At 32.7% G+C, this 24936-nt stretch carries 23 protein-coding genes and 1 pseudogene; 18 read left to right on the top strand and 6 right to left on the bottom strand.

The window, feature by feature from the left end:
• The first annotated feature begins 105 nt into the window (after positions 1–105).
• Positions 106–918, top strand: coding sequence for an oxidoreductase (locus ACQW5G_RS05315; RefSeq protein ID WP_429970426.1), 813 nt, complete (start codon positions 106–108; stop codon positions 916–918).
• A gap of 8 nt (positions 919–926) precedes the next feature.
• On the top strand, positions 927–1922 hold the full coding sequence (locus ACQW5G_RS05320; RefSeq protein ID WP_429970427.1) for an NADP-dependent oxidoreductase: 996 nt from the start codon (positions 927–929) through the stop codon (positions 1920–1922).
• Between the two features lie 151 nt (positions 1923–2073).
• Here the strand turns inward: ACQW5G_RS05320 and ACQW5G_RS05325 are convergent, their stop codons facing one another.
• Positions 2074–2274 (bottom strand): LBP_cg2779 family protein, encoded by a 201-nt coding sequence (locus ACQW5G_RS05325; protein WP_429970428.1) that lies wholly within the window; start codon positions 2272–2274, stop codon positions 2074–2076.
• Positions 2275–2334: 60 nt separating this feature from the next.
• A complete protein-coding gene (locus tag ACQW5G_RS05330) occupies positions 2335–4134 on the bottom strand; it encodes an FAD/NAD(P)-binding protein (RefSeq protein ID WP_429970429.1) in 1800 nt (599 codons plus the stop codon).
• An 86-nt stretch (positions 4135–4220) separates the two neighbouring features.
• On the opposite strand from ACQW5G_RS05330, the gene ACQW5G_RS05335 reads away from it, so the two are divergent.
• Positions 4221–4556, top strand: a complete 336-nt coding sequence (locus ACQW5G_RS05335) for a hypothetical protein (RefSeq protein ID WP_429970430.1) — start codon at positions 4221–4223, stop codon at positions 4554–4556.
• 298 nt (positions 4557–4854) lie between these two features.
• Positions 4855–6087 carry a serine hydroxymethyltransferase gene (gene glyA, locus ACQW5G_RS05340; RefSeq protein ID WP_429970431.1) on the top strand — a complete coding sequence of 411 codons (1233 nt, stop codon included), beginning with the start codon at positions 4855–4857 and terminating at the stop codon, positions 6085–6087.
• A 50-nt stretch (positions 6088–6137) separates the two neighbouring features.
• Here the strand turns inward: glyA and pepT are convergent, their stop codons facing one another.
• Positions 6138–7379, bottom strand: coding sequence for a peptidase T (pepT, locus tag ACQW5G_RS05345; protein WP_429970432.1), 1242 nt, complete (start codon positions 7377–7379; stop codon positions 6138–6140).
• Between the two features lie 116 nt (positions 7380–7495).
• On the opposite strand from pepT, the gene ACQW5G_RS05350 reads away from it, so the two are divergent.
• From ACQW5G_RS05350 to ACQW5G_RS05370, 5 genes are all read left to right on the top strand, one after another.
• Positions 7496–7864 (top strand): hypothetical protein, encoded by a 369-nt coding sequence (locus ACQW5G_RS05350; RefSeq protein WP_429970433.1) that lies wholly within the window; start codon positions 7496–7498, stop codon positions 7862–7864.
• Positions 7865–7945: 81 nt separating this feature from the next.
• Complete coding sequence (locus ACQW5G_RS05355) at positions 7946–8266, top strand: sigma factor (RefSeq protein WP_429970434.1); 321 nt, start codon at positions 7946–7948, stop codon at positions 8264–8266.
• Between the two features lie 49 nt (positions 8267–8315).
• Positions 8316–8489, top strand: coding sequence for a hypothetical protein (locus tag ACQW5G_RS05360; protein WP_429970435.1), 174 nt, complete (start codon positions 8316–8318; stop codon positions 8487–8489).
• Between the two features lie 75 nt (positions 8490–8564).
• On the top strand, positions 8565–8768 hold the full coding sequence (locus ACQW5G_RS05365; protein ID WP_429970436.1) for a hypothetical protein: 204 nt from the start codon (positions 8565–8567) through the stop codon (positions 8766–8768).
• Between the two features lie 14 nt (positions 8769–8782).
• Positions 8783–9025 carry a DUF2922 domain-containing protein gene (locus ACQW5G_RS05370; protein WP_429970437.1) on the top strand — a complete coding sequence of 81 codons (243 nt, stop codon included), beginning with the start codon at positions 8783–8785 and terminating at the stop codon, positions 9023–9025.
• A 62-nt stretch (positions 9026–9087) separates the two neighbouring features.
• On the opposite strand, the gene ACQW5G_RS05375 is transcribed toward ACQW5G_RS05370, so the two are convergent.
• On the bottom strand, positions 9088–10668 hold the full coding sequence (locus tag ACQW5G_RS05375; RefSeq protein WP_429970438.1) for a DNA/RNA helicase domain-containing protein: 1581 nt from the start codon (positions 10666–10668) through the stop codon (positions 9088–9090).
• 206 nt (positions 10669–10874) lie between these two features.
• Here ACQW5G_RS05375 and ACQW5G_RS05380 point away from each other — a divergent pair, with 206 nt between their 5' ends.
• From ACQW5G_RS05380 to ACQW5G_RS05395, 4 genes are all read left to right on the top strand, one after another.
• On the top strand, positions 10875–13850 hold the full coding sequence (locus ACQW5G_RS05380; protein ID WP_429970439.1) for a type I restriction endonuclease subunit R: 2976 nt from the start codon (positions 10875–10877) through the stop codon (positions 13848–13850).
• Complete coding sequence (locus ACQW5G_RS05385) at positions 13843–15438, top strand: type I restriction-modification system subunit M (protein ID WP_429970440.1); 1596 nt, start codon at positions 13843–13845, stop codon at positions 15436–15438. Before ACQW5G_RS05380 ends, ACQW5G_RS05385 begins: the two co-directional genes overlap by 8 nt.
• Positions 15435–16580 carry a restriction endonuclease subunit S gene (locus ACQW5G_RS05390; RefSeq protein WP_429970441.1) on the top strand — a complete coding sequence of 382 codons (1146 nt, stop codon included), beginning with the start codon at positions 15435–15437 and terminating at the stop codon, positions 16578–16580. Before ACQW5G_RS05385 ends, ACQW5G_RS05390 begins: the two co-directional genes overlap by 4 nt.
• Positions 16581–16695: 115 nt before the next feature.
• A complete protein-coding gene (locus tag ACQW5G_RS05395; protein ID WP_429970442.1) occupies positions 16696–17613 on the top strand; it encodes a site-specific integrase in 918 nt (305 codons plus the stop codon).
• A 71-nt stretch (positions 17614–17684) separates the two neighbouring features.
• On the opposite strand, the gene ACQW5G_RS05400 is transcribed toward ACQW5G_RS05395, so the two are convergent.
• Positions 17685–18305, bottom strand: a complete 621-nt coding sequence (locus ACQW5G_RS05400; protein WP_429971890.1) for a restriction endonuclease subunit S — start codon at positions 18303–18305, stop codon at positions 17685–17687.
• Between the two features lie 42 nt (positions 18306–18347).
• Positions 18348–18848, bottom strand: a pseudogene (locus tag ACQW5G_RS05405) (restriction endonuclease subunit S); the annotation flags it as partial.
• A 76-nt stretch (positions 18849–18924) separates the two neighbouring features.
• Between ACQW5G_RS05405 and ACQW5G_RS05410 the strand changes: the two are divergent.
• The 5 genes from ACQW5G_RS05410 to ACQW5G_RS05430 all read left to right on the top strand — a co-directional run bounded on the left by ACQW5G_RS05410 (position 18925) and on the right by ACQW5G_RS05430 (position 24933).
• Complete coding sequence (locus ACQW5G_RS05410; RefSeq protein WP_429971891.1) at positions 18925–20040, top strand: restriction endonuclease subunit S; 1116 nt, start codon at positions 18925–18927, stop codon at positions 20038–20040.
• Positions 20041–20162: 122 nt separating this feature from the next.
• Positions 20163–21239 (top strand): hypothetical protein, encoded by a 1077-nt coding sequence (locus tag ACQW5G_RS05415; protein ID WP_429970443.1) that lies wholly within the window; start codon positions 20163–20165, stop codon positions 21237–21239.
• A 13-nt stretch (positions 21240–21252) separates the two neighbouring features.
• Positions 21253–23115, top strand: a complete 1863-nt coding sequence (locus ACQW5G_RS05420; protein WP_429970444.1) for a P-loop NTPase fold protein — start codon at positions 21253–21255, stop codon at positions 23113–23115.
• A gap of 411 nt (positions 23116–23526) precedes the next feature.
• Positions 23527–24381 (top strand): SAM hydrolase/SAM-dependent halogenase family protein, encoded by an 855-nt coding sequence (locus ACQW5G_RS05425; RefSeq protein ID WP_429970445.1) that lies wholly within the window; start codon positions 23527–23529, stop codon positions 24379–24381.
• Positions 24382–24384: 3 nt separating this feature from the next.
• On the top strand, positions 24385–24933 hold the full coding sequence (locus tag ACQW5G_RS05430; RefSeq protein WP_429970446.1) for an ECF-type riboflavin transporter substrate-binding protein: 549 nt from the start codon (positions 24385–24387) through the stop codon (positions 24931–24933).
• The last annotated feature ends 3 nt before the right edge of the window (positions 24934–24936 follow it).

Here is a 24936-nt window from a genome sequence, read left to right on the forward strand (position 1 = left end):
ATCTGTTACTTAAGTTACAGAAGGGACGGCATATCCCTTGATAACGTCCTATATGTATAATAAGATACACGTGTTACATAAATTAAGCAATCAAGGAGCAAAAAAATGAAAACAATTTTAATTACTGGTGCTAGTTCTGGAATGGGATATCAAACGGCTGAACGCTTAGCCAAAGCAGGATATCAAGTGTTTGGTGCTGCCCGTCATGTTGAAAAAATGGAGCCCTTGAAACAATTTGGAGTTACTCCAATTGTGATGGATGTGACTGATGCTGAATCACGAAAACAAGGAGTTCAGCAGGTACTTAAACAAGCTGGAAAGATTGATGTATTAGTTAATGCCGCTGGTTATGGATCTTTTGGCGCACTTGAAAATGTGTCTGAAACAGAAGCTAAGCGTCAATTTGAAGTAAATGTATTTGGTTTGGTTGAATTGACTAAATTAGTGTTACCTTCCATGAAACAACGGCAGCAAGGAGAAATTATCAATATTTCTTCTATGGCTGGACGCTTTAGTAGCCCAATGGCGGGGTGGTATTTTGCCTCAAAACACACCGTGGAAACTTTATCAGATTCACTTCGCATGGAAATGAAACGCTTTGGAATCGAAGTCGTTTTGATTGAACCCGGAGTCATTAAAAGTTCCTGGGAAGGCATTGCGATGAAACATTTACAAGAAGCATCTCAAGGAACTGATTATGCTAAACAAGCGGCTGAGATGAAACAAAAGATGGATAAAATCTACGCCTCTAAGTTAGCTTCGCAACCAGTTTTAATCGCCAAAACCATTCAAAAAGCGATTGCAAGTCGTCATCCCAAAGCACGTTATTTAATTGGGTTTATGGCAAAACCAACAGTATGGATGAATGCCATTTTACCAACGTGGTTAATGGATAAAATAATTCCGAAATTCATGTAGGAGGAACGATGAAAGCTTATCAATTTAATAAATACCATCATCCCGCCAAATTTCAAGAAATTGTTCAACCGAAACCTCAAGCAAACGAAGTATTAATCAAGATTAAAGCTGCTGGACTCAATCCAGTTGATTTGAAAATTCAAGCGGGAAAAATGAAAATTTTAATGCACTATCACTTACCGCTTACTATGGGCAATGAATTAGCTGGTGAGGTGATGAAAATTGGTAATCAGGTCACTGATTTTAAAGTTGGTGATCGGGTTTATGCCAGACCATCGCATGCATACACTGGAACGCTAACGGAAATGATTTCCTTGCCCATTAACCAAATTGCACATATGCCAGCTGATCTCGATTATGTATCTGCTAGTGGAATTCCTTTGACAGGGTTAACTAGTTATCAAGCACTAATAGAATTAGGTCACGTACAACCAGGCCAAAAAGTGTTTATTCAAGCTGGAGCTGGGGGAATTGGCACGATTGCGATTCAAATTGCCAAAGCATTAGGAGCCTATGTGGCTACCACGGCTAGTTCAGCCAACGTGAAGTTAGTGCGTGAATTAGGTGCTGATCAAGTAATTAATTATCAAACTGATTATTTCGCAGATGTTTTACAAAATTATGATTTGGCTTTTGATACTTTGGGCGGAAAATATTTAGCTGATAGTTTTAAGATTTTGAAACCAGGGGCTAAATTAATCACCATTAACGGCTTGCCAGATTATAAATTTGGACGAACGCATGGTTTTAGTTTGGCTAAATCACTGTTATTTGGATTGGCGAGTCATAAGTTAACTCGATTAGCTAAAAAAGCGGATGTCCAATATGATTTCTTACTGATGCATGCAAGTGGGCAGCAATTACAAATGCTCACGACGATGGTGGAACAGCACCAATTAACGCCAATTATTGATTCAGTTTATCAATTTGAGGACGTTGCAAAAGCCTATCAAAAATTGGCAAAGGGTCATACAAAGGGTAAATTAATCGTAAAAAACATTTAATTCCCGCTAATACCTGTTATAATGGGTGCGTACCGGTATGTAACATCACATATTAAGGGTTGGAAATCATCTTTTCAACCCTTTCATTTTAGAAAAATAACTAAAAAAAGTTCCGTAGAATTAATTTTCTACGGAACTTTTTCATTACAAATTATTTGTTGTGAACTAAGAAATCTTTGATATTCTTAACTTCAGCTTCAGTAGGTTTTTCCCACATACTCTTGATAGCGTGGTAACGTTCCACACTCATCATAAGATTAACGGCCATTGAGTTGTCGTCAATGTCATGTTTTTCTTGGTACTTGATTAGATCAGTAGCTAAGTTACTGAATTCTTCATCGATGTAAGCCATAGTTGTGCCTCCAAAAAGTTTGATTAATTTAATTATAAACTACTTTTCGTAAACTTTGAATTAATGACGAGCAATTAGCTGAGCAATTTTATCAGAAATGACAAAGTTCCGGTCATGAGATAACGCATGGGGAAGGGTGGTCGTCATCCATTCTAAGCCAGTAATTGGTAAACCCCAGAAGTAGAGATTTTGCTGGTTAACATTGTAATCGGCTGACACAGCGATGGCTCCAATTGGATAGTTACCATCTGGGACTTGAAAAGCATAATTGTTGATTAGTTTTTCTTGGTGCATGGTTGTTAAAACTGGATCTTCAGTAATGCGTAAATCGGGTTTTGGTAAACGGGCTTCAATCATCGCATCACAAGTAAAGATTTCTCCAGGATAAAAATGCGAACGAGCGATGAAATGATGATTAGCGCCCATTACTTGTAATTGTGGGGGCACAATTGTGACAATTCCGGCTTTCATTAAAGCAATTAATTGTTCGTAACGTTCTGTGGGTGGACCGGAAGTGAGAAAACCAGTGAACGGACTAAATTCACCAAGAAATTTTTGGAGATATTCTGTGTTAGTGAAGTAATGGTCGACCACTAATTTTTGAATGGTAGTACGCATATCCACAAAAATGGTAAGAGCGCCGGTAATGGGAGCATGTAATGAACCAAGTTTGGCATCATTCGTAATCAATTCAATCCATTGAAGCAATATTTTTTGATAAGCAGCCGTCGTAGTAATGCTAATGCCAGCCACCGGATTAGCGAGTAAATTCCAATCCAAAATATCATCCTCAGCAAAGTTGTATTTTTGAATGGTGGCCTTGTGATCTTTACTAGCAACAAATTCCTGACAAAAGTCTTTTGCATTTAACTTCGGATATTTCAAGTTGATGAGTAATTGGTAGTAACGATTTTCGATTTCAGCCTGAAAGAGGGCGAAAAATTTGGCATAAGGCAATTTTCCATCCACTAAGTTAGCGTTGATTTGGTTCCAGTTCATGAAATATAGTGGCAAATGATGCCCAACTGGCAATTCATTGGAAGTCTTAGGATAATAAGGCACTCCGCGACGCGAACCAGCGACTAAATGAGGCTCTTGGCCACTTGCTTGATAATCCAATTCACCATTTGCATTCCGGACAAACTTACCACCACGTCCCGTGGTGAATGCTGCCAAGTAATCAAAGAAATTCAAACCCATGCCACGGAGTAAGACAGTTTGATCTGCCGTAATTGGGGCTAAATTAGCATCAGTCACGTATCCAGGAGCAAGATAGGTTAAATCATATTTGGCGGCATAATTAGTGAGCGATTCTTGATCATCACTTAAGCGATTAGCGCTTGTACCAGTACTGATAATTAAAGCGTCATAAGTTTGACTAGTTTGGTTAGTGCTTAAATTATATTGTTGCTCATTTTTATCAACGTTAACTACTTCATCGTTGATAAAATTAATCTTAATTTCAGTTGACTGATGGTTGCGTAATTCATGATAAAACCACTGACAATAAACTCCAAATAAAGCTCGTGGGGCAAAATCATTAGCCTGAAGTTGCTCACAAACTAATGCAAAGTCATTGGCATATTTTTGTTGCTTAATAAATTGTTTAGCAGCCGGACTTTTAGCCCAGTCGTACAGTGTGGGACCAGTTAATTCATCTTGATCCAAGTCATTAAATAACGTAATTAATTGGGCCGTTGAATTCATTAAGTAGTCCAAAGACTGGTTTGTTTGCCAAACTTTTCCCCCAATTGGGTAAGGATCATAAAGGGCGATTTCAGCTGGTTGCGGTAAATTTTTTAGTAAACTTTGGAGCATCATTAAGCCACGAGGGCCGGCTCCAATAATTGCAATTTTCATCTGTCACATTCCTTTCAAGCATTCATAGCAATATTAGCATAATCGCGGATAAATTAGTTATAATTAAGACATTAGGAGGTGTTGAGATGAACAATGAACCAATGATTCCAGAAACCATGGAACAAATTCATCAACGCATGGCAACTTTGGAACAAGAAGGACATCCAGTTGCTGAAGACGATTTAATTTACCAAACCATTCAAGATTTATTGCAAGCTTATTTGGATAATGCTGAAGAAGGTCACTATGATTCGGTTAAACCAGTCGATGACAAAACGTTAGAGTTTGTTAGCATCACCGGACGAAAATTAGGCGAATATCAAGCTCAAAGTGCTAGTTTAGTCGCTGATTTTAAGGCCGCTGATTTTAAAATGTTATTGGACCTGGAAGCCGCTGCTGACAAGATTGCTGGGAATCGGTAATTAAAAACTTGTACTTTTTCAGTTGACAACGAAAAATAATGTTTGTTATGATATTGCCAACTTGAAAGTAGTAATTTCAAATCTGATGTTCAGCGAGTTTTCGATTTAGTGCAACGGAAAACCATCAAATGAAACGAAGGCAGTCAAGGCTTACCAGTTTTTAATAGAATTCTTAATGCGCATTAAGACGATGAGGTAGTGAGTGCGAGCTTACTACAAAATAAGGTGGAACAGTGTTACTGACGCCCTTGTACGAAAGTACAGGGGCGTCTTTTTTTATACTTAGGGGGAAATAATTATGTACGACTTTTCAAAGCAAGATCCTGAAATTTGGAACGCAATGCAAGAAGAAACTGAACGACAAGAAAATGTCATTGAATTAATCGCATCGGAAAATATTGCCTCACCTGCTGTCAGAGCCGTGCAAAGTTCCGCATTAACTAACAAATATGCGGTTGGTTATCCCGGCAAACGGGTCTACACCGGAAACGAAGCCATTGATCAAATTGATAATGTAACCCGTGACCGTGCCAAAAAATTATTTCACGCTGAATACGCCAACGTCTTTCCGCATTCTGGAACCCAAGCAAATCAAGCCGTTTACAATGCTTTCTTACAACCAGGGGATACTATTTTAGCGATGAGTGAACATGCTGGAGGTCATTTTACTCATGGTCAACCACATAACTTTTCTGGTCAACTGTACGACGCGCATTTCTATGGCGTTGATCCTAAGACTGAATTACTCGACTATGATGCGATTCGCAAACAAGCATTGGAAGTAAAACCTAAATTAATTATTGCCGGAGCATCTGCTTACAGTCATATCATTGATTGGCACAAGTTCCGTGAAATTGCTGATGAAGTGCATGCCATTTTGATGGTTGATATGGCTCATATTGCTGGTTTGGTCGCCGGGGGTGTTCATCCTAATCCAGTTCTGGAAGCTGATGTCGTAACTTCAACGACTCATAAAACTTTACGGGGACCTCGGGGAGGAATGATTTTAGCCAAAGCCAAATATGCGGATGCTTTGGACGAAGGAGTTTTCCCAGCCTCGCAAAGTGGTTCACTCGAACAAGTAGTGGCTGCGAAAGGAATTGCATACGGTGAAGCTTTACAACCTGAATTTAAAGTTTATGCCCAAAACGTGGTAAAAAATGCCAAAGCCATGGGTGAAATTTTCAAACAAGCTGATAAAATTCGGCTAGTATCTGGAGCCGTGGAAAATCATGAAATGACTCTTGATTTAAATGCGACTGGTCTAACTGGAGAACAAGCAGCTGAATTACTCTACACGGTCGGAATCGCTACTAATAAGGAATTATTGCCTTTAGAAGATGGCACAACGATGGAAGGAATTCGTGTTGGAAGTCCAACTATCACCACTCGTGGATTTGACGAACAAGATGCCCAACAAGTTGCTAAATTGATTGTTAGTGTCTTAGAAGATCCAGAAAATGTTGCTAAACAAGCGGATGCTAAAGTGCAAGTTCATCAGTTAACTCAAGCTCATCCAGCCGAAAAATAGTCCAACAGAAAAGCCCTCATCAATTGATGAGAGCTTTTTTCATATCTAAATTAATCTTCAACTGGCACATCTTTGATGATTTGAACTAACAAGTCAACGGCTTTTTGCATCGTTTGTAAAGAAACATATTCAAAACGACCATGCATGTTTTCGGGACCAGCAAAAATGTTAGGAGTTGGTGTACCTAAGAAGGAAATCTTAGAACCATCAGTTCCACCACGAACGGGGAAGACATTTGGTGTAATGCCAACTTCTTTCATAGCTGATTCTACTAATTCAACGGGAGTTAAGTCATCTTTTAAGACGTCACCCATGTTGTAGTATTGGTCACTAACGTTGATTTCTACGCGACCATCACCATATTCTTGGTTGAATTTAGCGGCTAAGTCTTTGATAACAGCTTTCCGGTGTTCGAAGTTATCATGGTCAAAGTCACGAATGATGTAGTTTAAATCAGCTGCATCAGGAGTACCAGCCATGTCAGTTAACATGTAGAAACCATCACGTCCGTCAGTTTTTTCAGGACGTTCGTCGTCAGGTAATGATTCATGGAAATCCATTGCTAATTGGGCAGCATTTACCATGACATCTTTAGCCTCAGCAGGATGCACGTTAGTCCCGTTAAAGTGGACGTGAGCAGCAGCGGCATTAAAGGTTTCATATTGAAGTTCACCTAATGAACCACCATCAACAGTGTAGGCATATTCAGCCCCAAAATCTTTGGTGTCAAAGTGATCAGCACCAGTTCCAATTTCTTCATCAGGACCAAAACCAACCACAATTTCACCATGCTTAATTTCAGGATGGTCAAATAAGTATTGAAGAGTAGTCATAATTTCAGATACTCCAGATTTGTCATCGGCACCAAGTAAAGTTGAACCATCAGTGGTAATCAAAGTTTGACCGTTGTATTTAGTCAAACTAGGAAAGACTTTAGGATCAAGGGTATATTTACCATCTTTGTCCAATTTGATAACTGATTTACCATCGTAATCTTTCACGATTTGGGGATTGATATTTTCTGAATTGAAATCAGCAGTATCAACATGGGAAATGAAACCAATTTTGGCCCGTTGCTTGTCGTCATTAGCGGGTAGGTCAGCAAACACGTAACCGTCTTTTTCAGTCCGGACGTTTTGCATGCCCATGGCAGTTAATTCTTTCTTTAAATCATTCAAAAACATGACTTCTTTTGGATCAGAAGGGATAGTTTCTGAATTTTCGTTAGAACGAGTATTTACTTTAACGTAACGTAAAAAACGATCTAATAAGCTTTCTCTTTGTTCAGTCATAATAAAACGCTCCTTTAGGGTTTACTCTAATTTTAATACAAATTTCTCCAATCAGCATTGTTTATCTATTGAAAAGAGGTTGTTATAATGTAGGAAAAGACAAAGGAGCAATAATTATGAACTTAAACATTGAAATTAGTGACGGTCAAATTGCCGTTACTGGACCATTTAACGTAGAAACTGATGAAGGCCGCGCCGAATTCGTGAACTTCTGGAAACACTTCATTACCCAACAAGTTAAGAAAATCATGGATCACATTGGTGACAAAGAATTCTCTATGATTGTCTCTAAAGCTGATAACGTTCAACTGGGTGCCTTACCTGCTAAAATCGAACTTAATATTGAACTCGATGTTAAGAAGGACGAAAAGGATGAAACTAAGTCACAAGTCCAAGTTGGTGCGGTAACTGTTTCACCTGATTTAGACGATGCTAAATTCCTCTTCTTATTAGGTTACGTTGACGCAGCAATTACTAAAAAATAAACAAATATCACACAATTTAAAATCAAATAAGTTAATTTTGCGTATCTCTTGTCAGAAACTATCAGACAGGAGATTTTTTATTTGGAAACAGAAATCACAAAACAAGCCTTTGACTTTTTGTTAGAAGGTGATCATGAAGTTGTCGTCTTTGGCGTTTTAAAACGGTTAAACGTCAGACCGTGGCATGCCCATTATCAGGATTTAGTTCAAGATGGACGGTTAGAATTTATCGCAGCGTACGAAAAATATCCCGATGACCGGAGCAACGAAAAACAAATGTTGAGTTATATTTATCAGTCTGTAAAATGGCGGATGTTAGATCGATTACGCCGTCAAACCCGCGTCAATACAACGATTTTGCGGGGGGGGGGGGGTAGACCTACTAACCAATTTATCATTTAATGATGGGGCTTCAGATGATGTTGAAACGAACATCATTTTTGAAAAAATCATGGAAGTGTTGAATGAAAAAGAACGCATTCTAATGCGCGGTTTATATCTGGAAAGTAAGACGATGTCGCAACTGGCAGAAGAACTCCAAGTCTCGCGAAAAACACTCTACGTGTGGCGCAATAAAATTAAAACGAAAATAAAACCAATTTGGGGTAACACACAGTCGAGCTGATTCGTTACTAATACATGTAAGGGTTGGCCAACTGATTACAAAATAGAAAACTTACCTACAAAGAGGAGAAAAGAAATGAAAAAGAACTGGTTAAAAACTACTGCAACATACACAATGGTCGGCGAAGAACATCTCAAGGGACGTAAAGTAAATTATTTGAACTTAATTGAAAACGTATCCGACGAACAACTCGCTAAATTTGGTGCTATCTTGGCAGAAGTTTCTGGAGAAGCATTTGATAAAGTAGTCGTAACTAACGCAGCCGTAGTCGCAGAATAAGAGGAGATTAGCATATGAAGGTATTAGAATTCGTTTTTAAATCAGAACAACACAAAGTTCGTACTATGAGATTCAATTACGCAAACCAAGATTTAACGGAAGCAAACGCAAAATCATTAATGGAACGAATTTCCGCTTTGGAAATGTTTCAAAAAGATGGGATTAAGCAGTATGTTACTCCAGTGGGTGCCCGTTATCTGGACCATCGTAACTACACCATTTTTGATGATAGTAAGAAAACTGATAAAGCTGCCTAGGTTGTTTAGGTAAAGGAAAAGGTCGATATCTGCTGATGTCGGCCTTTTTTTGTGTTTAATTATTATTGTTCCAATAATTTATCATTTTTCCAAGATAATATTTCTAAAATTGTTTTAAATATTTTAGGATTGTCAATTACAACTAGCAATAATCTTTTTCTAACTCTTGTTAACCCTTCAAATACTAGTCTATCTTCATTATATGGATAGTAGCCATATGTTGAACTTAGTTTTGCGTTATTATCATATTCAAAATATTGGTCGATGGGTATTATAACATTATCAAATTCTTTTCCAATCGATTCATGAGTTGAAATTGATGAATCCATTATATTTTTTCTTTTTAATATGTTACTTGATTTTGTTCTATACTCAGTTAACTCTATTATTTGGAAATTGTATAAAGACTCCATATATTGCATATATTTTCTTGCTTCATCAATATTATCAAAAAATATAGCATCTACGTTTTCATAATCAAATGGTTGTATTTTTTTTACCCTTAGATTTAAAAATTTTTGAATAAAAGAAGACATCGCAGGATCACTTCTTATTTTTTCTGATAATTTAAAAACAATTGACCCGTTATCATTTAATATCTTTGTTACATTTAATTTATTTTCTCTAGGATGAAATGTTTGTCGTTGATCACATGAAAATATTTTTTTAGAGTTTTCAATTGATAAAATGATATTTAATTGACTTTCATAAATTCGCTGAGCCTCGTCAATAATAATTACATCATATTTGCTTAAATAGTTATAATTTCGTCTATTACCTGGATTATATGGGAAGGCATTTTTTATAGATTTAACATCTAATCCTAGAATAGAACTTAAATGTGCATCTTCACTACTCTTTAATGGAGAACATATTATAAATAAAACTTTTTTTCCTTTTGAAGTTTCTTTTTTAGCATAGTCAAATAGTACTAATGTTTTCCCGGAACCTGGTCCTCCAGTTAAACAAATTGAATGTGACTTACAATTTGAAATTTCTTTTGATATTTTGGCTTGGTTTGATGTGAGAAAATATTTATGTTGGATGAATTTTTCAGGCTCTGAGTAAGGTGAGATAATTAAATTAGTCATATCTAAATCATTTAGTGGATTATACCTAATCCATTTTTCATCTATGCAATTAATAAGCTCATTAATATTAGACACTTGTAACTCATTTTTATTATTTAATTTCCATATCGTATTTGAGGAAGAAACATATGTAAATAGATTAATAGCTTTAATTTGGCTAGAATCATTGTTCATTAAATTCAATAAACGTTTATGTCTTATTAGCTGATTTTTTATATCTTCTTTTGGTTTTTCTCTTTTTAATTCAATATTTAAGACATTTTCACTACCAAATCGAAGAATATCAAATTCTTCTCTAATGCCATTATAAAAAGTGTAGTTTAATAGATATCCATCAAACATTGGACTAATACCGTTATTGACAATTAACTTAATTAATTTTGATAAGTCATTTTTTTCACTATCTTTGATTATGTTTCGCTGCTTATTTGTCTTTTTTGAAAAAGAGTTATCATACGAGTTAAATAAAGATTTTAATAAATCATTATTTCCAGTATTGATAATATCTAAAATTGACTTTATATTTATAAATCTAGAAACGTGCTTGTCCATAACAAAAACTCCTTTTTAAGTAAAAATATATTTATATAAATAATGTTGATATAGGTATATATTGATATCAATAATACTCTTTAGCTATCATAATGATAATAGTTTTTGAAATTTGCTACAGTTTGTAATCAACGTAAGTCTGATACAATAAGATTATTGAAATATCAATAAAAAATATGTACATATGAATAATCAAAGGACAAACTATGGTTACTAAAAAGAAAAGTGAACTAAAATTTGAGTCTGATTTAGTCGATAAATTAACCCATAATGGATGGACACATGTTAAAGAACTTGATGATGCAAGTCCAAAACAACTTGAAGAACATTTTCGAGAAATATTAAATCAAAATAATAGAGAACAATTACATGGTGTTGAACTAACTGATAATGAATTTGCAGAAGTAATGCGTAAAATTTCAGCTATGACACCAACTGAAATGAATAATTTTCTTACTAATGGATATGTAGCAGAAATTACTGTATCACGTGATAATCCTGAAGAGGGAAAAATTAATCTTAAAGTATTTTGGCGTGATGATATTGCTGGTGGACGAATGAGATATGAAGTAGTTCGTCAAGCAGTTCGACCAGGAAAAGAAGATGATTTGACTAGTCCCAATCGTCGTTTTGATGTGACCTTATTATTTAACGGACTTCCTCTTATTCAAATAGAAGAAAAACGAATTGACGTGAACTTAAAACAAGCATCAAATCAAATTAAAAAATATAAGTCAGAAAATAAATATGATGGTCTATTTTCATCAGTTCAATTATTTGTTGTGCTAAAAGAAAATGCTGTACGTTATTTTGCTAATGAAAAATCATTTGATATGTTTAACGACAAATTCTTTTTCCAATGGTTGGATAACAAGAATACGCCAGTCAGAAATTGGGAACAATTCACTGAAGAATTCTTAAAAATCCCAATGGCTCACAATATCATAAGTAACTATATGGTAGTAGATGGAGAGATATTAAAAGTTCTCCGTCCTTACCAGATCCATGCGGTTAAAGCAGTTCGAGAAGCGGCAGCAAAACATGAAGATGGTTACGTATGGCATGCTACTGGTTCAGGTAAGACTTTAACTGCGTATAAGACAGCAACATTGATTCAACGTGATCCACATAATCAAGTTATTTTTATGTCAGACCGTAAAGAATTAGATAATCAATCAGGTAAAAATTTTAGTGAGTTCTCAACTAATAGTGATGACACTATTTTTGAAACAAATAATACTAGAGATTTAATCAAGAAGCTTAAACAAGAAAAGAATGGCGTAATTACTACAACCATTAATAAAATGAAGATTGCCGTTGATAAGAATAACGAATCTCATGAAAAAGGCAAAAAAGGTCCTTTAGATAAAGCAATCGATAATAAACGTTTTATCTTTATCGTTGATGAAGCTCATCGTTCTCAATTCGGAGATATGCAACGTGTTATTCGCCAAGCATTCCCTAATCAAAACTGGTATGGATTTACTGGTACTCCAATCTTTGACTTTAACAAGACGCCCCAAGATCAAACCACAGAAAGTCAATTTGGTCCTGAATTACACAGATACAATATTGGTAATGCATTAAATGACCACGCAATTTTAGACTTTAATGCTGAATATGTTTCTTTAGTTCAAGCTCAAAATGAAAATGATGATTTTGAAAGTGAAAAAATGTTACCTGATTCAGTATATGAAGGTGATTCAGAAGAAGCGCAAAAGTACCGTGAAAAAGTTGTGAACTGGATGTACAAAAACTGGAAGCGTAAATCAGAAAATGGAGAATTTAACGCTTTATTAGCAACTTCAAATATCGACCAAGCACTTGCATTCTATAAATTATTCAAAGAAAAGAACAAAGATAGTAAACGTCCAATTAAAGTCGCTATAACATATTCACTAAATGAAAATGGTGACGAAAATGCTAAACAACGTGCTGGATTAGTTGAAGCAATGAAAGATTATTCACTTCAATATTCTGACTCTGAAAGTACATTTAATTTAGATAATATTGATATTTATATTGATGATGTAGCTAAACGAACAGCTCGAACTGAAGCTCAATACAAGAATCTAAGTTCGGATGAAGAAATTGACTTAACAATCGTGGTTAATCGTCTACTCACAGGATTTGATGCACCACGTCTTGATGCCTTGTACATGGATAAATTAATGCAATATCAAGGGTTAATTCAAGCGTATGCAAGAACTAATCGTATTTATAGCAAGGACAAGTCTGAAGGAAATATTATCATTTTCAGACGTCCTAAATTAATGGAAGAAAGAACCAAAGATGCCTTTGAAAAATATGCAGGTGAAGGTTCTTTCAGTCGAGTATTCCGACCTGACTTTGAACAAATGCAACAAGAATTCAAGGAAACCGTCGAGAATTTAAAAAAATACGTACCTACTCCTGAAGTTGCGGATGCTCTTGAAGGTGAAAGTATGGACGACCAAATTGAATATTTGAGTCGTTTTAGAGAGATGGCTAAGAAATTGAAATATATTAGCTCTTATTCTGAATTTAATTGGGATGAACAAGCTAATTATTACAATATTAATGAGGATGATTATGCTCATTATCAAGGGGCCTTTGAAAATATTAAAAATGTAGTTACTGAAGATGACAAAGACGATGATGAAAAAGATCCAATTCAACTTCGTTTTGATTTTGATGATGTTTACATTACTAATATGAAGATTGATAAAGAATATGTATTGAGTCTAGCTACTAAAGCTTTGAAACGCCAAGATGATGACGTTGCTCAAAAAGAATATCAAGAAGCAATGGCTAAGTATAAGAATTCTGGTAAAACTGTTGAAGCTGAAAACATTAAGAAATTCGTTGAATTAGAAAAAGAATCTGGTCAAAAATTTGATGATGATTATGATGCAACAGCTAGATTTGCTTTACACCAAAGTCAATTAAAACAAAAAGCAATTAAGAATTTCGCTGAAGAATGGGGACTAGATAAAGATCTATTAAGCCGTTTAGTTACTAGTTATGAAGCTAATGGTGAATTCACCCATGAAAAAGAACTTAAGATGACTGCGGATAAAGCACGAGCTGAAGCTAATGGTCATGAATTTAAGAACTTGTTGAACTATAAAGGTGTAATTCAAAAAGAATGGCGAGAATTCATCAGTGAAGATTTAAAAGGATTTGGAGACAATAATGGATAAGACAGAAAAGAAAGATTCAAAATCATTAGAAAATGCCTTATGGAATTCTGCTAATGTATTGCGTGGAAAGATGGATGCTAGTGAATACAAGAACTACTTACTAGGATTGATTTTTTACCGTTTTTTGAGCGAAAAAACTCTACAAGCAGTAATGGATGCTACTGGTGAAACAGAAAAACCAATCGAAGTATACAAAAAATATTGGGAAGATCAACATGATGATATCGTGTCAGCTTTGTATGATGACAATGGTTATATTATCGAACCCAATGACTTATTTGATTCAATCGTAGATAGAATTCAAAAACATCATTTCCAAGTATCTGATTTAAAACAAGCTTTATTCAACTTGGAACAATCTGTAAAAGGTCATCCAGCTGAAGAAGACTTTGAAGGTTTATTCGATGATATTGATTTAGATTCTAACCGTTTAGGTAAGAATCCTAGTCAAGTTATCAATGATGTTATCCTAGCTTTAAAAGATATTGATTTTGATGAAGATCGTGATGTTTTAGGTGATGCTTACGAATACTTAATCAGTGCGTTTGCTATGAGTGCTGGTAAGAAAGCCGGAGAATTCTATACTCCTAGAACTGTTAGTGAAATTATTGCCCAAATTGTAACTATTAATCATAAATCTGGTGATGAACAATTACGTAGTGTTTATGATCCAACTATGGGTTCAGGTTCATTACTTCTAACCGTTGCTGATCAAGTTACTGGTGACTATCCAATTAGTTACCATGGTCAAGAGTTGAACACGACTACTTATAACTTAGCTCGAATGAACTTAATGCTTCATGGGGTTAGCTATGAAGATATTCATGTGCATAATGGTGATACTTTAGATATTGATTGGCCAACCCAAGAACCTTACCAATTTGATGCTGTAGTTATGAACCCACCATACTCAGCTCATTGGGATAACAACAAAGATCGTATGAGTGACCCTCGTTTCCGTGATTATGGAAGATTAGCGCCTAAATCAAAAGCTGATTACGCATTCTTGTTACATGGTTTATATCATTTAAAACCAACTGGAACTATGGGAATTGTCTTGCCACATGGTGTGTTATTCCGGGGAGCTGCTGAAGGTAAAATTAGAGAAGAATTAATCGCTAAGAATCAAATTGATGCCGTGATTGGTCTTCCAGCTAATATTTTTTACTCAACTTCAATTCCTACAGTCATCATGATTCTTAAAAAAGATAAGACAGATGACAATATCTTGTTCATTGATGCTAGTCGTGAATTTGATAAAGAACGTAATCAAAATGTGCTTACTGATGAAAACATCAAAAAGATTGTTGATACTTACAAGAAACGTGAAGATGTTGATAAATATGCTCATGTTGCAACACTTGATGAAATTAAAGAAAATGACTTTAATTTGAATATTCCTCGTTATGTAGATACTTTTGAACCAGAACCACCAGTAGATGTCGATAAGCTAGTTAAAGATATGAAAGAAACGGATGCTGAAATTGAACGTCTAAATGGTGAAATTGGTTCAATGTTAGATGAATTAGTTGGTTCTGACACTGACGCTCAACAGCAGCTTGATAAAATCAAGGAGTTGTTCAAATGAAAAATGAAGAAATAACTCCAAGAATAAGGTTCAAAGGTTTTTATGACGCGTGGGAACAGCGTAAGTTGGGTGATGTTGTTTCATGGAATAGTGGAAATGGAATTTCAAAATCAGAATTATCTAATAATGGAAAAAATAAAGTAATCCACTATGCAGATTTGTATAAAATGCCAGAAATAATTAGCAAAAATAATATCATTAATTATTCTGACTCCCAAGATGGGGTGAAAATAAAAACAAATTCAATATTATTTCCAAAATCTGATGTAACTTCTTCGGGATTGGCAAGAACTTCATCATTATCATTACCAGAGATATTCGCTGGCGGAGACGTTTTAATTGGGCAAATTGATAATAATATCTCTAGTAAATTCATATCATTTGAAATTAATAAAAATAGAAAATCAATTTTAAAATATGTAACTGGATCAACAATCAGACATATTAGTTCAAAATCACTATCAAAATTAGATATTTCAATACCAGTAATAAAAGAACAAATTAAAATTTATGAATTATTAGATAAATTAAATAAACTTATCGATGCCAATGGGGTTAAGCATGCTGAGACCCAAAGAATGGCTAATTTTTTGAGAAATAGTCTACTTGATGAATCAATTTTGGTAGAAAATTGTGCTAATGTCTGGAACAATCGTAAGTTGAGTAAAATATTTGAAATAAAAAATGGAAAAAGCCAAAAAAAAGTTGAAGTTAAAGATGGTAAATATCCGATCTTAGCAACTGGTGGTGAAATTGGTAGAACTAATATTCCTCTATATTCTGAAAGTAGTGTTTTGATTGGAAGAAAGGGTACCATAGATAAACCCAAGTTTATTGATGAACCATTTTGGACAGTAGATACGTTATTTTATACCAGAATATTTGATAAATATGTTCCTAAATTCATTTACTATGTTACAACAACAATTAATTGGAAAAAATATGATTCTTCAACAAGTTTACCTAGCTTAACTACATCTTCAATTTATAGTATTAGCGTTAAAATTCCCGATGATAAAAATGAACAACAAGTTATTGCGGATCTTTTAACTAAGCTAGATAAATTAACAAATAATTACAAAACTAAAATTGAAAAGTTAAAAACTATTAAACAATATTTGATGCAAAATATGTTCATCTAATATACTTACGCTGCTAATAAGTGAAATAGCTTTTTATGTAAAAAATTGAATAAATATGTAATTTTTAATAGGACAGCTAAAAAAGCTGTTCTATTTTTTTATGGAGGTGCTTAAAATGGCACGAGAGATTAAGTTTCATATTTATTTTGATCAATGGATGAAGTTGTATAAGTTAGATGCAGTGAGGGAGGTTACTTATCAGAAATATCAGATGACGCATAGGCAGTTAGTTATGTTAGTTCCTGATTTGAAGATGAGTGATTTAACTAGATTATCTTATCAGCAGCTGCTAAATGATTATGCTAGTAATCATGAAAGACAAACTACAATGGATTTTCACAGACATTTAAAAAGTTCATTAGTTGATGCATTAGAAGAGGGTTTTATTGATAAGGATCCCACTAGAAAGGCCATTATTAAAGGGGTTAAGCAACGTCATCATAAGAACAAATATTTGCATCAATATGAGTTGCAAGCACTGTTGAATTCATTGGAACTAGAGGGTGAAGTTAATTGGGATTACTTTATTTTATTGATTGCTAAGACAGGTTTGAGATTTGCTGAAGCTCTTGGGGTTACACCGAAAGACTTTGATTTTGCTCATCAGACATTGACTGTAAGCAAAACGTGGAACTATAAAACAGGTAGGGGAGGATTTGCACCAACAAAGAATAAATCTTCGATGAGAAAAATACCATTGGATTGGCAAACGGTTATTCAATTTTCACAATTAACAAAAAAATTACCTGAAAATGAGCCAATATTTGTTGATGGAAAGGTGTATAACGATACTGTTAATCACTATTTGGAAAGATTATGTAAGAGTTCTCAGATTAAGGTTATTTCAGTGCATGGATTGCGTCATACACATGCTTCATTACTGCTATATGCTGGGGTTAGTATTGCCTCAGTTGCCAGAAGATTAGGGCATTCTAATATGACAACGACCGAGCATACCTATCTTCACATTATTCAAGAATTAGAGAATCAAGACAATGATAAAGTTATGAAACATTTGGCTAGTTTAATTTAATAAGCGATAGTGTCAGACATTTCAAAAGAAATGTCTGATTTTTGATTACACTCATTGGCATCGTGAGAAAACTAAATGAACATATTCTGCATTAAATATGTTTTTAATTTATTTAATTCTGATATTTTTTCACTATATTTTTCAATTTGAATAGCACTAATTTTTAATAATTCTCCAATTTTGTTTTGTTCTTCAATTGATGGTATTCCAATTTTTATTTTTTCTAAATTTTTACGACTAATTCTCTTTCTAGTTGTACCAGTAGCACTAATATTAATTTTGTTAAGTATTTTAATTGAATTTATTGAATTAATCAAAAAGAATGAATTGAACTTATCGGAATTTCTAATTATGGCTACATCAACTGCTGTAACCATTTTTTTATTTATATTTGGAACTATGATTGAACGTCCAGCTGGATCTGCTAATCTAGAAATCAAAATATCATTTGGAAAAACTTCTGTAGCATTTAGCGCTTCAAAATCATCTTGATTTATATATTTTGCATTTTGAGATTTATCGTAGTATTTTCCAATCCCAATATTCCCAGTTTGAACTATTCTATACTCTCCAATTGAGTGTATATGCTCCCTTTCAATCCAATCACCATCAAACAATTTATCAGAAATATCTATTAGCTTACGTTCATTCCAAGAGGAATTAAATTTTTCAAATCTCCAATACTGATTCATTAATATATTAGTAAGTATTTCTGTAATCTGCTGGACTTTTCTTAACTTTCTTTCATTGGCATCGATAAGCTTGTCTAGATAATTAAATATATTTCCAATTTCTACTTGCTCATTATAGCTAGGAATATTTAATTTCATATTACTCAATGTTTTTTTACTAACTTCTTTAAATGTAGAACCATTTGCATTAATTAGAGAGAAATTTTTAATCTGATTACTAATCGAATATATATAATAATTATACGATTTTGATTTAATTGGTATTAATGAAAGAAACCCTTGATTAGTGGTAGCCTCTTCATCAATAATGGCTACATCACCAATAGATGCTCTTGATGTAAACAAAATTGTTCCTTTAGGCAATATTTTAGCTGAACTATTATTTAAACCTTCAGTTGTTATTTTTCGTATAGATGAATTAACATGCTTATTCTTGCCAATTTCTGTTGGTGTAAACCAATTAATATTTCCATTCCAAAATAAGTTATTTTTTGATGAAGGTGTCCCTCCACCTTGAATATCTACAACATCACCCAACTTACGCTGTTCCCATTCATAAGCATATAAATTAAATCATTAAGTTTGGGAACAGCGTAAGGTATCATCATTATATAAAAAGATAACTGATAAAAATAATGGTAGTTATAAAAGTGACAAAGTTATTTCTGTTGCAAAGATGTATTTTAAATCTAATATTCCAAAATCTAGCGAAGATTATATGAAAACCTATAATATTTTCAAAGTTGGTGATATCGCATTTGAGGGTAATAAAAGTAAAAAGTTTTCATTTGGAAGATTTGTAGAAAATGATATTGGTGATGGGATAGTTTCACATGTTTTTGATGTATTTAGACCTATTGTTGATTATGATCAGAAATATTGGAAATATGCAATTCATTATGAGCCAGTTATGAAAAACGTATTACGTAAATCAACATCCAAATCAACTATGATGACAAATTTAGTAGCTAAAGATTTGTTAAGGCAGACTTTAAATGTCCCTAATATAAATGAACAAAAACAGATTGGTTCTTTAATAAGTAGTTTAGATAAACTTATCGATGCCAATGAGAATGAGATAAATAATACTCATATTTTAGCTAATTATTTTGTGAATAATATTTTCAACAGAAGTATATATATTGTGAATTCTAATAATACTTATCATAATCGTAAGCTTAAAAATATATCCAGTTTTATAAAGGATGGAACACATGGCAGCTTTAAAGATGCATCAGGTCCTTATCTACTAAGTGCCAAAAATATAAAAAACCATAAAGTTATTTTCGATGAAAATGATAGACATATAAGTGAATCTGACTACCAAAGTATATATGCAAATTATAATTTGGAAAATAACGATATTTTACTAAGCATTGTTGGAACATTAGGAAATGTAGCTATGTATCATGCTGAAAAATATCCTGAAATTGCATTTCAAAGATCAGTAGCTTTTGTTAGAACACAATTATTGAACCCTAGCTATCTTTTTTACTATTTCACATCAAAAAAATTCAAAGATGATTTGAAAAGAATTTCAACCACTTCTGCACAGCCTGGAGTATATTTAAATGATCTAGGAAATATATCTGTGGAATTTAATGATAATTTTAACGATCAAAGTATTTTTGTAGATATTTTAGATAATATAAATAATAGGTTGAATTTATTAAATATTAAAAATAATAAACTAAAAGAATTAAAAAAATATCTAATGCAAAATATGTTCATTTAATATTTCTCACGTTGCCAATGAACGTAGCCCCAATCGTTTACCAAGCACTACATATAAGATATACTTACGCTTAAAATATGAAACATCGAATTTTACATAAAAACGGCAGGAGATGAATGGTTATGACAATGGAAGAATCAGAAAATACGAATACAATTATTCGTAACCGTAAAGAACTTAATCCGTTAGTTGGAAAGAGAATTAAATTTATTGGATATTTGTGTTCTTTTAATAAAAATAAGTATGGTGACACAGATAAGTATCCATACGTGGCATTATTGATTGATGTTTTTAACCTAGAATATAAAATTAATCTTGAACATTTACATATTCAATTAACCAATGCTAATTATCAAAAACTTAAATCGAGAAATGATTTATTTATTGGATTTGTTGGAACGGTCTATATGTACGAAGCACGAGTTAAAAAGACGTTTAAGAACAAATATCAACAGACTGAATTTAGAGTATTGCGAGAAGATCGAACTGGATTTGATGATGTAGAAATTGATAATATGGATATTAATGATACTTTAGCTGAAATTAATACTGATTATGAATCTAGTTTAACTACCTATGAGGACTTTGTGTTGGGTCAAAATATTGTTGAATTAACTAGTGCTGGTGTTCAGACAGTTAGCAAGAGAGTTATCATTTCTCGATTATTGCAAGAAAAATCGGTATTAGAGCGTGATCAAATGTTAAGAAGAATGCAACGAAAGTTACATAATGGGACTTTTACTGATGCTGATATTCCTGATATCTTTACTAGAGAAAATACGATTGATGAAGATGTTTTACAAAGAGTGTTGGAAGAAAATAAACGACAAAAGCACAAACTTAGAATTGATCGTGAACTTAATATTTTAAAATCACTGCATAAAGATTTAGAAATACGCTTTGAAAAAGAACAGGCGAAGAATGTACAATTAGCTCAAGAAATTAAACGTGCTAATGGTAGAACCGATAAAGTTAGAGATACGTATAAAAGAACTAATGACCAGTACAAAGCTGTTCTAGCTGATAGTGATTTGAAGTTATGGAATTTTTTGAAGGTTTATGCTGAGTATCGTTGGATTAAATTTAAGAACTTGTTTAAAAAGCATGATAAACAAAAACAATCTCCACAAAAGGCAGATCATCATGAATCGATAAGTGCGGAAGATTTGCAGAAACTGAAAGATAAATTGGAAGGATAGTGAACTTGTTATATTGGACTATAATAATGAAATCGTAAAAAAATCATTAGATAGGTATTTGAAAAGTAACGATGATTTGGCATTTGCTTTAAATGGATCATGGGGTACAGGAAAAACATACTTTATAAAATCATATATTAAAAATTATCTTAGTAATAATAAAATTAAATTAACATATATTTCTCTTAACGAATTATCTGCAAATGATGATATTTATTCACAAATATTATATAAAATTAATTTTGGTGGAATATTTGGTAATGAATCATCTATAAAAGATACAGCTAAAGATTTGTTAGGTGTTTTAGATAAAGATAATAATTTAGGTAGATTTAGTGTTATACCTAAAATAATAAATTATTCCATTGATGCATCTATGGAATCTAAAATTAAAAGTGAAAACAAGACGAAAATATTAATATTAGATGATACTGAAAGATTTCTAAATAAAAACAAATTAAATGCTAATGAATTTATCGGATTAGTAACTAAATTACTTAGTTATAGGATTAAAATTATTATTATTGTTGACGAATCAAAAATTAAAGATAATGATTTTAAAATAATAAAAGAGAAAATAATTAATAAAAGTGTTTATTTTGGTAAATACAATGCTGATATTGCTTGTGATATTATCAAAGAAAAAATGAATGTAATATTAAATAATATTAGTGATGAAAATATTAAAGGTGAATTTCTTATATGGCTTGAAAATTTTTTTGAAATATTACGAAAAGATAAATTTGTGAATTTGAGAACTATAAATAGTATTTTGTATACGTTTGAGGAACTTATTGATGAATTACCAGAAATTAAAAATGATGAATTATTGTTAACTTTATTAAAAAATTCATTTATATCAATATATATTTTTACAGAATTTCTTAAAAGTGGAGAATCTGTTGATGAAGAAAAATTTAAAATATTATATAACGTTAGATATAATCAAATGAATGTAAACAGTGATAACAATAAGTTTAATGTATTCTTAAGGACGTTCTTTATAAAAATTAAGAGTGCAAATGGATTAAAGGAACAGTTGATGCTGACAAGTTATATTAAAGAATTGGTTTATAGTGATATTTTATATGTTGATGATTATATTAATGCAGTTAGTATTAATTTATTAAATGAAATTAAAATTGAATTAATCAACAATAATCGTTCAAAACAAAAATCAAATATTTTATTACTTGTAAATAATTTAAATTATATTAGATATAATTCTGAAGATGAATTGAAAAATGATGAGTTTAAAGCAAAAGGGTTCATATTAAATAATTCTATTAATATTTTAGATAAAATTGATTTGTATATGAGTTTATTACAACAAAGGGAAAGAAATATTTTATTTTTAGATGATGATCAAATTAAAGAATGTGATAAATTTTTTAATAATTATATATCAAATATAGAAATTGAAAATAATGAGTATGATATTATTATTAAAAAATTTATAGCTTGCATTAATAAAATTAAATTAGACATAAGATTAAAAAATAAATTTAAAAATCAGTTGGATAATATTTACAAAGAATATACTATTTATGTTATTGATTGTATTTTTAAACATAAAAAAATTGAAAATTATGTAATTATTCCTGCTAAGCAATTTTTTGAAATAATAAATAATGATATTGACAAAATAGTTTTTAAAATTATTAGTGATATAGAGGCTGGACAGGATCTAGTTGATTTTGCTAGTAAAATTGAACAAGAAGATTTTTTATATAATGGTAATTATGATGAACAAAAAGAATATAATGAAAAAATATTGGTTGATGTGTTATCTAATTACAATATTGATAAGATAAAAGATAAAGTTCAAAAATATAATTTTAAAGAATTTATTGATTCTATGAAAAATAAAAATTGACATTACAATATTTAATGTTTATCATAATAAACAATCAAATATGACATGAAGTTGAGTAGATATTTACGACTTGTAAGAGAGTTCCTGGTTGGTGAGAATGGATGAGGTCACGATTTCGAAGATGGGCTTTTAATTGTCTTACTAGCGAACGAGTTTTCTTAGCTAGTAACGGGTTTGTATTCGTTACTAATACAAGGTTATTCTGAACATTGAGTAACTTGCTGAGGTGTACTTTGTAAAGAGTGCGCAAAATAAGGTGGTATCACGAGCAGTCGTCCTTTCTAGAGGGATGACTGCTTTTTTTGTCCACTTTTAGTTAGCAAACACGAACTATCTATAAAATTACATTGTTATAATTAAGATTTATCTATATAATAAGAAATATATTACAATAAGGAAGAGGGATTTATTATGGTAGCGAAACATTCTTTAGTTTTACAAACAGATTTTGGTTTAGATGATGGGGCAGTTAGTGCAATGTACGGAGTTGCAAAAACAATTAACCAGGATCTGGATATTTACGATTTAACGCATAACATTCCTCAATACGATATTTGGACTGCTTCATATCGTTTATACCAAACGGTTAAATACTGGCCAGCTGGAACTGTCTTCGTTTCCGTAGTTGATCCTGGGGTTGGTAGTAACCGTAAGAGTATTGCCGTGAAAACTAAGACTGGGCAATACATTATCACCCCTGATAACGGAACGATTACGCACATTGCTCAATACGTTGGGATTGAAAGTGTTAAAGAAATTGATGAAGCTACTGACCGTTTACCAGGTTCTGAAAAGAGTAACACTTTCCATGGCCGTGATGTATACGTTTATAATGGTGCGAAACTCGCTACTGACAATACCCATTTTGATAATTATCAAAATGAACTCGATGTTGATGCCGTTCGTAAATTAAACATTTTCCCACCAGTTAACCGTGAAGACGAAGTTTCTGGTACAATTGATGTCTTGGACATTCGTTACGGATCAGTTTGGACTAACATTCCATTCAGTTTCTTTGAAAAAGATGATATTAAATACGGTGATATCTTCGACGTTGTGATTTCCCATCGTGGCACTCCCGTATTTGAAAAGAACATTAAGTTCGTAAAAACGTTCGCTGACGTAGCGTTAGGTGAACCATTGATTTACATTAATTCATTGGTAAACATTGGAATCGCATTGAACCAAAAATCATTTGCGGATACTTTTGATCTTGGAATTGGTAACGATTGGAAAGTTGATTTACGTAAAGTAAAAGGAGAATAAAAAATGAAAAATAACTCTGTAAAAAATGTTGTCGCAATCGGAATTGGAGCCGCAATTTTTGTCATTTTAGACCGTTTTGCTTCAATTCCTACTGGATTTCCCAACACTAGCTTAGCTACTACTTATGCTTTCTTAGCCCTTTTTGCTTTGATTTACGGACCAGTAGTTGGTTTCTCAGTTGGTTTTATCGGTCATGCTTTAAATGACTTTATGATGTTTGGTACCCCTTGGTGGAGTTGGGTCCTTTGTTCTGGAATCTTCGGACTTGTCATTGGACTTGCTGGAAAGCATTTCAAGGTTAATGAAGGAATCTTTAGTTTCAAGAGTATCTTGAGCTTTAACGTGATTCAAATTATCACGAACTACATTGTTTGGGCAGTGATTGCACCAACTTTGGATATCTTGATTTACAGTGAACCAGCGAACAAAGTTTATTTCCAAGGTTTACTTTCAGCAACCTTAGATAGTATCTCAGTTGCCATTTTGGGAACCATCCTAATCAAGGCCTACGCCGCAACGCGAGTTAAAAAAGACAGTTTACACAAAGAATAGGAA

The sequence above is a fragment of the Fructilactobacillus sp. Tb1 genome (assembly GCF_050500285.1).
Lineage (GTDB): Bacteria > Bacillota > Bacilli > Lactobacillales > Lactobacillaceae > Fructilactobacillus.

Coding starts and splice junctions, on each gene's coding strand:
- ACQW5G_RS05315 (WP_429970426.1), top strand. CDS start 106: ATGAAAACAATTTTAATTACTGGTGCTAGTTCTGGAATGGGATATCAA.
- ACQW5G_RS05320 (WP_429970427.1), top strand. CDS start 927: ATGAAAGCTTATCAATTTAATAAATACCATCATCCCGCCAAATTTCAA.
- ACQW5G_RS05325 (WP_429970428.1), bottom strand. CDS start 2,274: ATGGCTTACATCGATGAAGAATTCAGTAACTTAGCTACTGATCTAATC.
- ACQW5G_RS05330 (WP_429970429.1), bottom strand. CDS start 4,134: ATGAAAATTGCAATTATTGGAGCCGGCCCTCGTGGCTTAATGATGCTC.
- ACQW5G_RS05335 (WP_429970430.1), top strand. CDS start 4,221: ATGAACAATGAACCAATGATTCCAGAAACCATGGAACAAATTCATCAA.
- glyA (WP_429970431.1), top strand. CDS start 4,855: ATGTACGACTTTTCAAAGCAAGATCCTGAAATTTGGAACGCAATGCAA.
- pepT (WP_429970432.1), bottom strand. CDS start 7,379: ATGACTGAACAAAGAGAAAGCTTATTAGATCGTTTTTTACGTTACGTT.
- ACQW5G_RS05350 (WP_429970433.1), top strand. CDS start 7,496: ATGAACTTAAACATTGAAATTAGTGACGGTCAAATTGCCGTTACTGGA.
- ACQW5G_RS05360 (WP_429970435.1), top strand. CDS start 8,316: ATGGAAGTGTTGAATGAAAAAGAACGCATTCTAATGCGCGGTTTATAT.
- ACQW5G_RS05365 (WP_429970436.1), top strand. CDS start 8,565: ATGAAAAAGAACTGGTTAAAAACTACTGCAACATACACAATGGTCGGC.
- ACQW5G_RS05370 (WP_429970437.1), top strand. CDS start 8,783: ATGAAGGTATTAGAATTCGTTTTTAAATCAGAACAACACAAAGTTCGT.
- ACQW5G_RS05375 (WP_429970438.1), bottom strand. CDS start 10,668: ATGGACAAGCACGTTTCTAGATTTATAAATATAAAGTCAATTTTAGAT.
- ACQW5G_RS05380 (WP_429970439.1), top strand. CDS start 10,875: ATGGTTACTAAAAAGAAAAGTGAACTAAAATTTGAGTCTGATTTAGTC.
- ACQW5G_RS05385 (WP_429970440.1), top strand. CDS start 13,843: ATGGATAAGACAGAAAAGAAAGATTCAAAATCATTAGAAAATGCCTTA.
- ACQW5G_RS05390 (WP_429970441.1), top strand. CDS start 15,435: ATGAAAAATGAAGAAATAACTCCAAGAATAAGGTTCAAAGGTTTTTAT.
- ACQW5G_RS05395 (WP_429970442.1), top strand. CDS start 16,696: ATGGCACGAGAGATTAAGTTTCATATTTATTTTGATCAATGGATGAAG.
- ACQW5G_RS05400 (WP_429971890.1), bottom strand. CDS start 18,305: ATGAATCAGTATTGGAGATTTGAAAAATTTAATTCCTCTTGGAATGAA.
- ACQW5G_RS05415 (WP_429970443.1), top strand. CDS start 20,163: ATGACAATGGAAGAATCAGAAAATACGAATACAATTATTCGTAACCGT.
- ACQW5G_RS05425 (WP_429970445.1), top strand. CDS start 23,527: ATGGTAGCGAAACATTCTTTAGTTTTACAAACAGATTTTGGTTTAGAT.
- ACQW5G_RS05430 (WP_429970446.1), top strand. CDS start 24,385: ATGAAAAATAACTCTGTAAAAAATGTTGTCGCAATCGGAATTGGAGCC.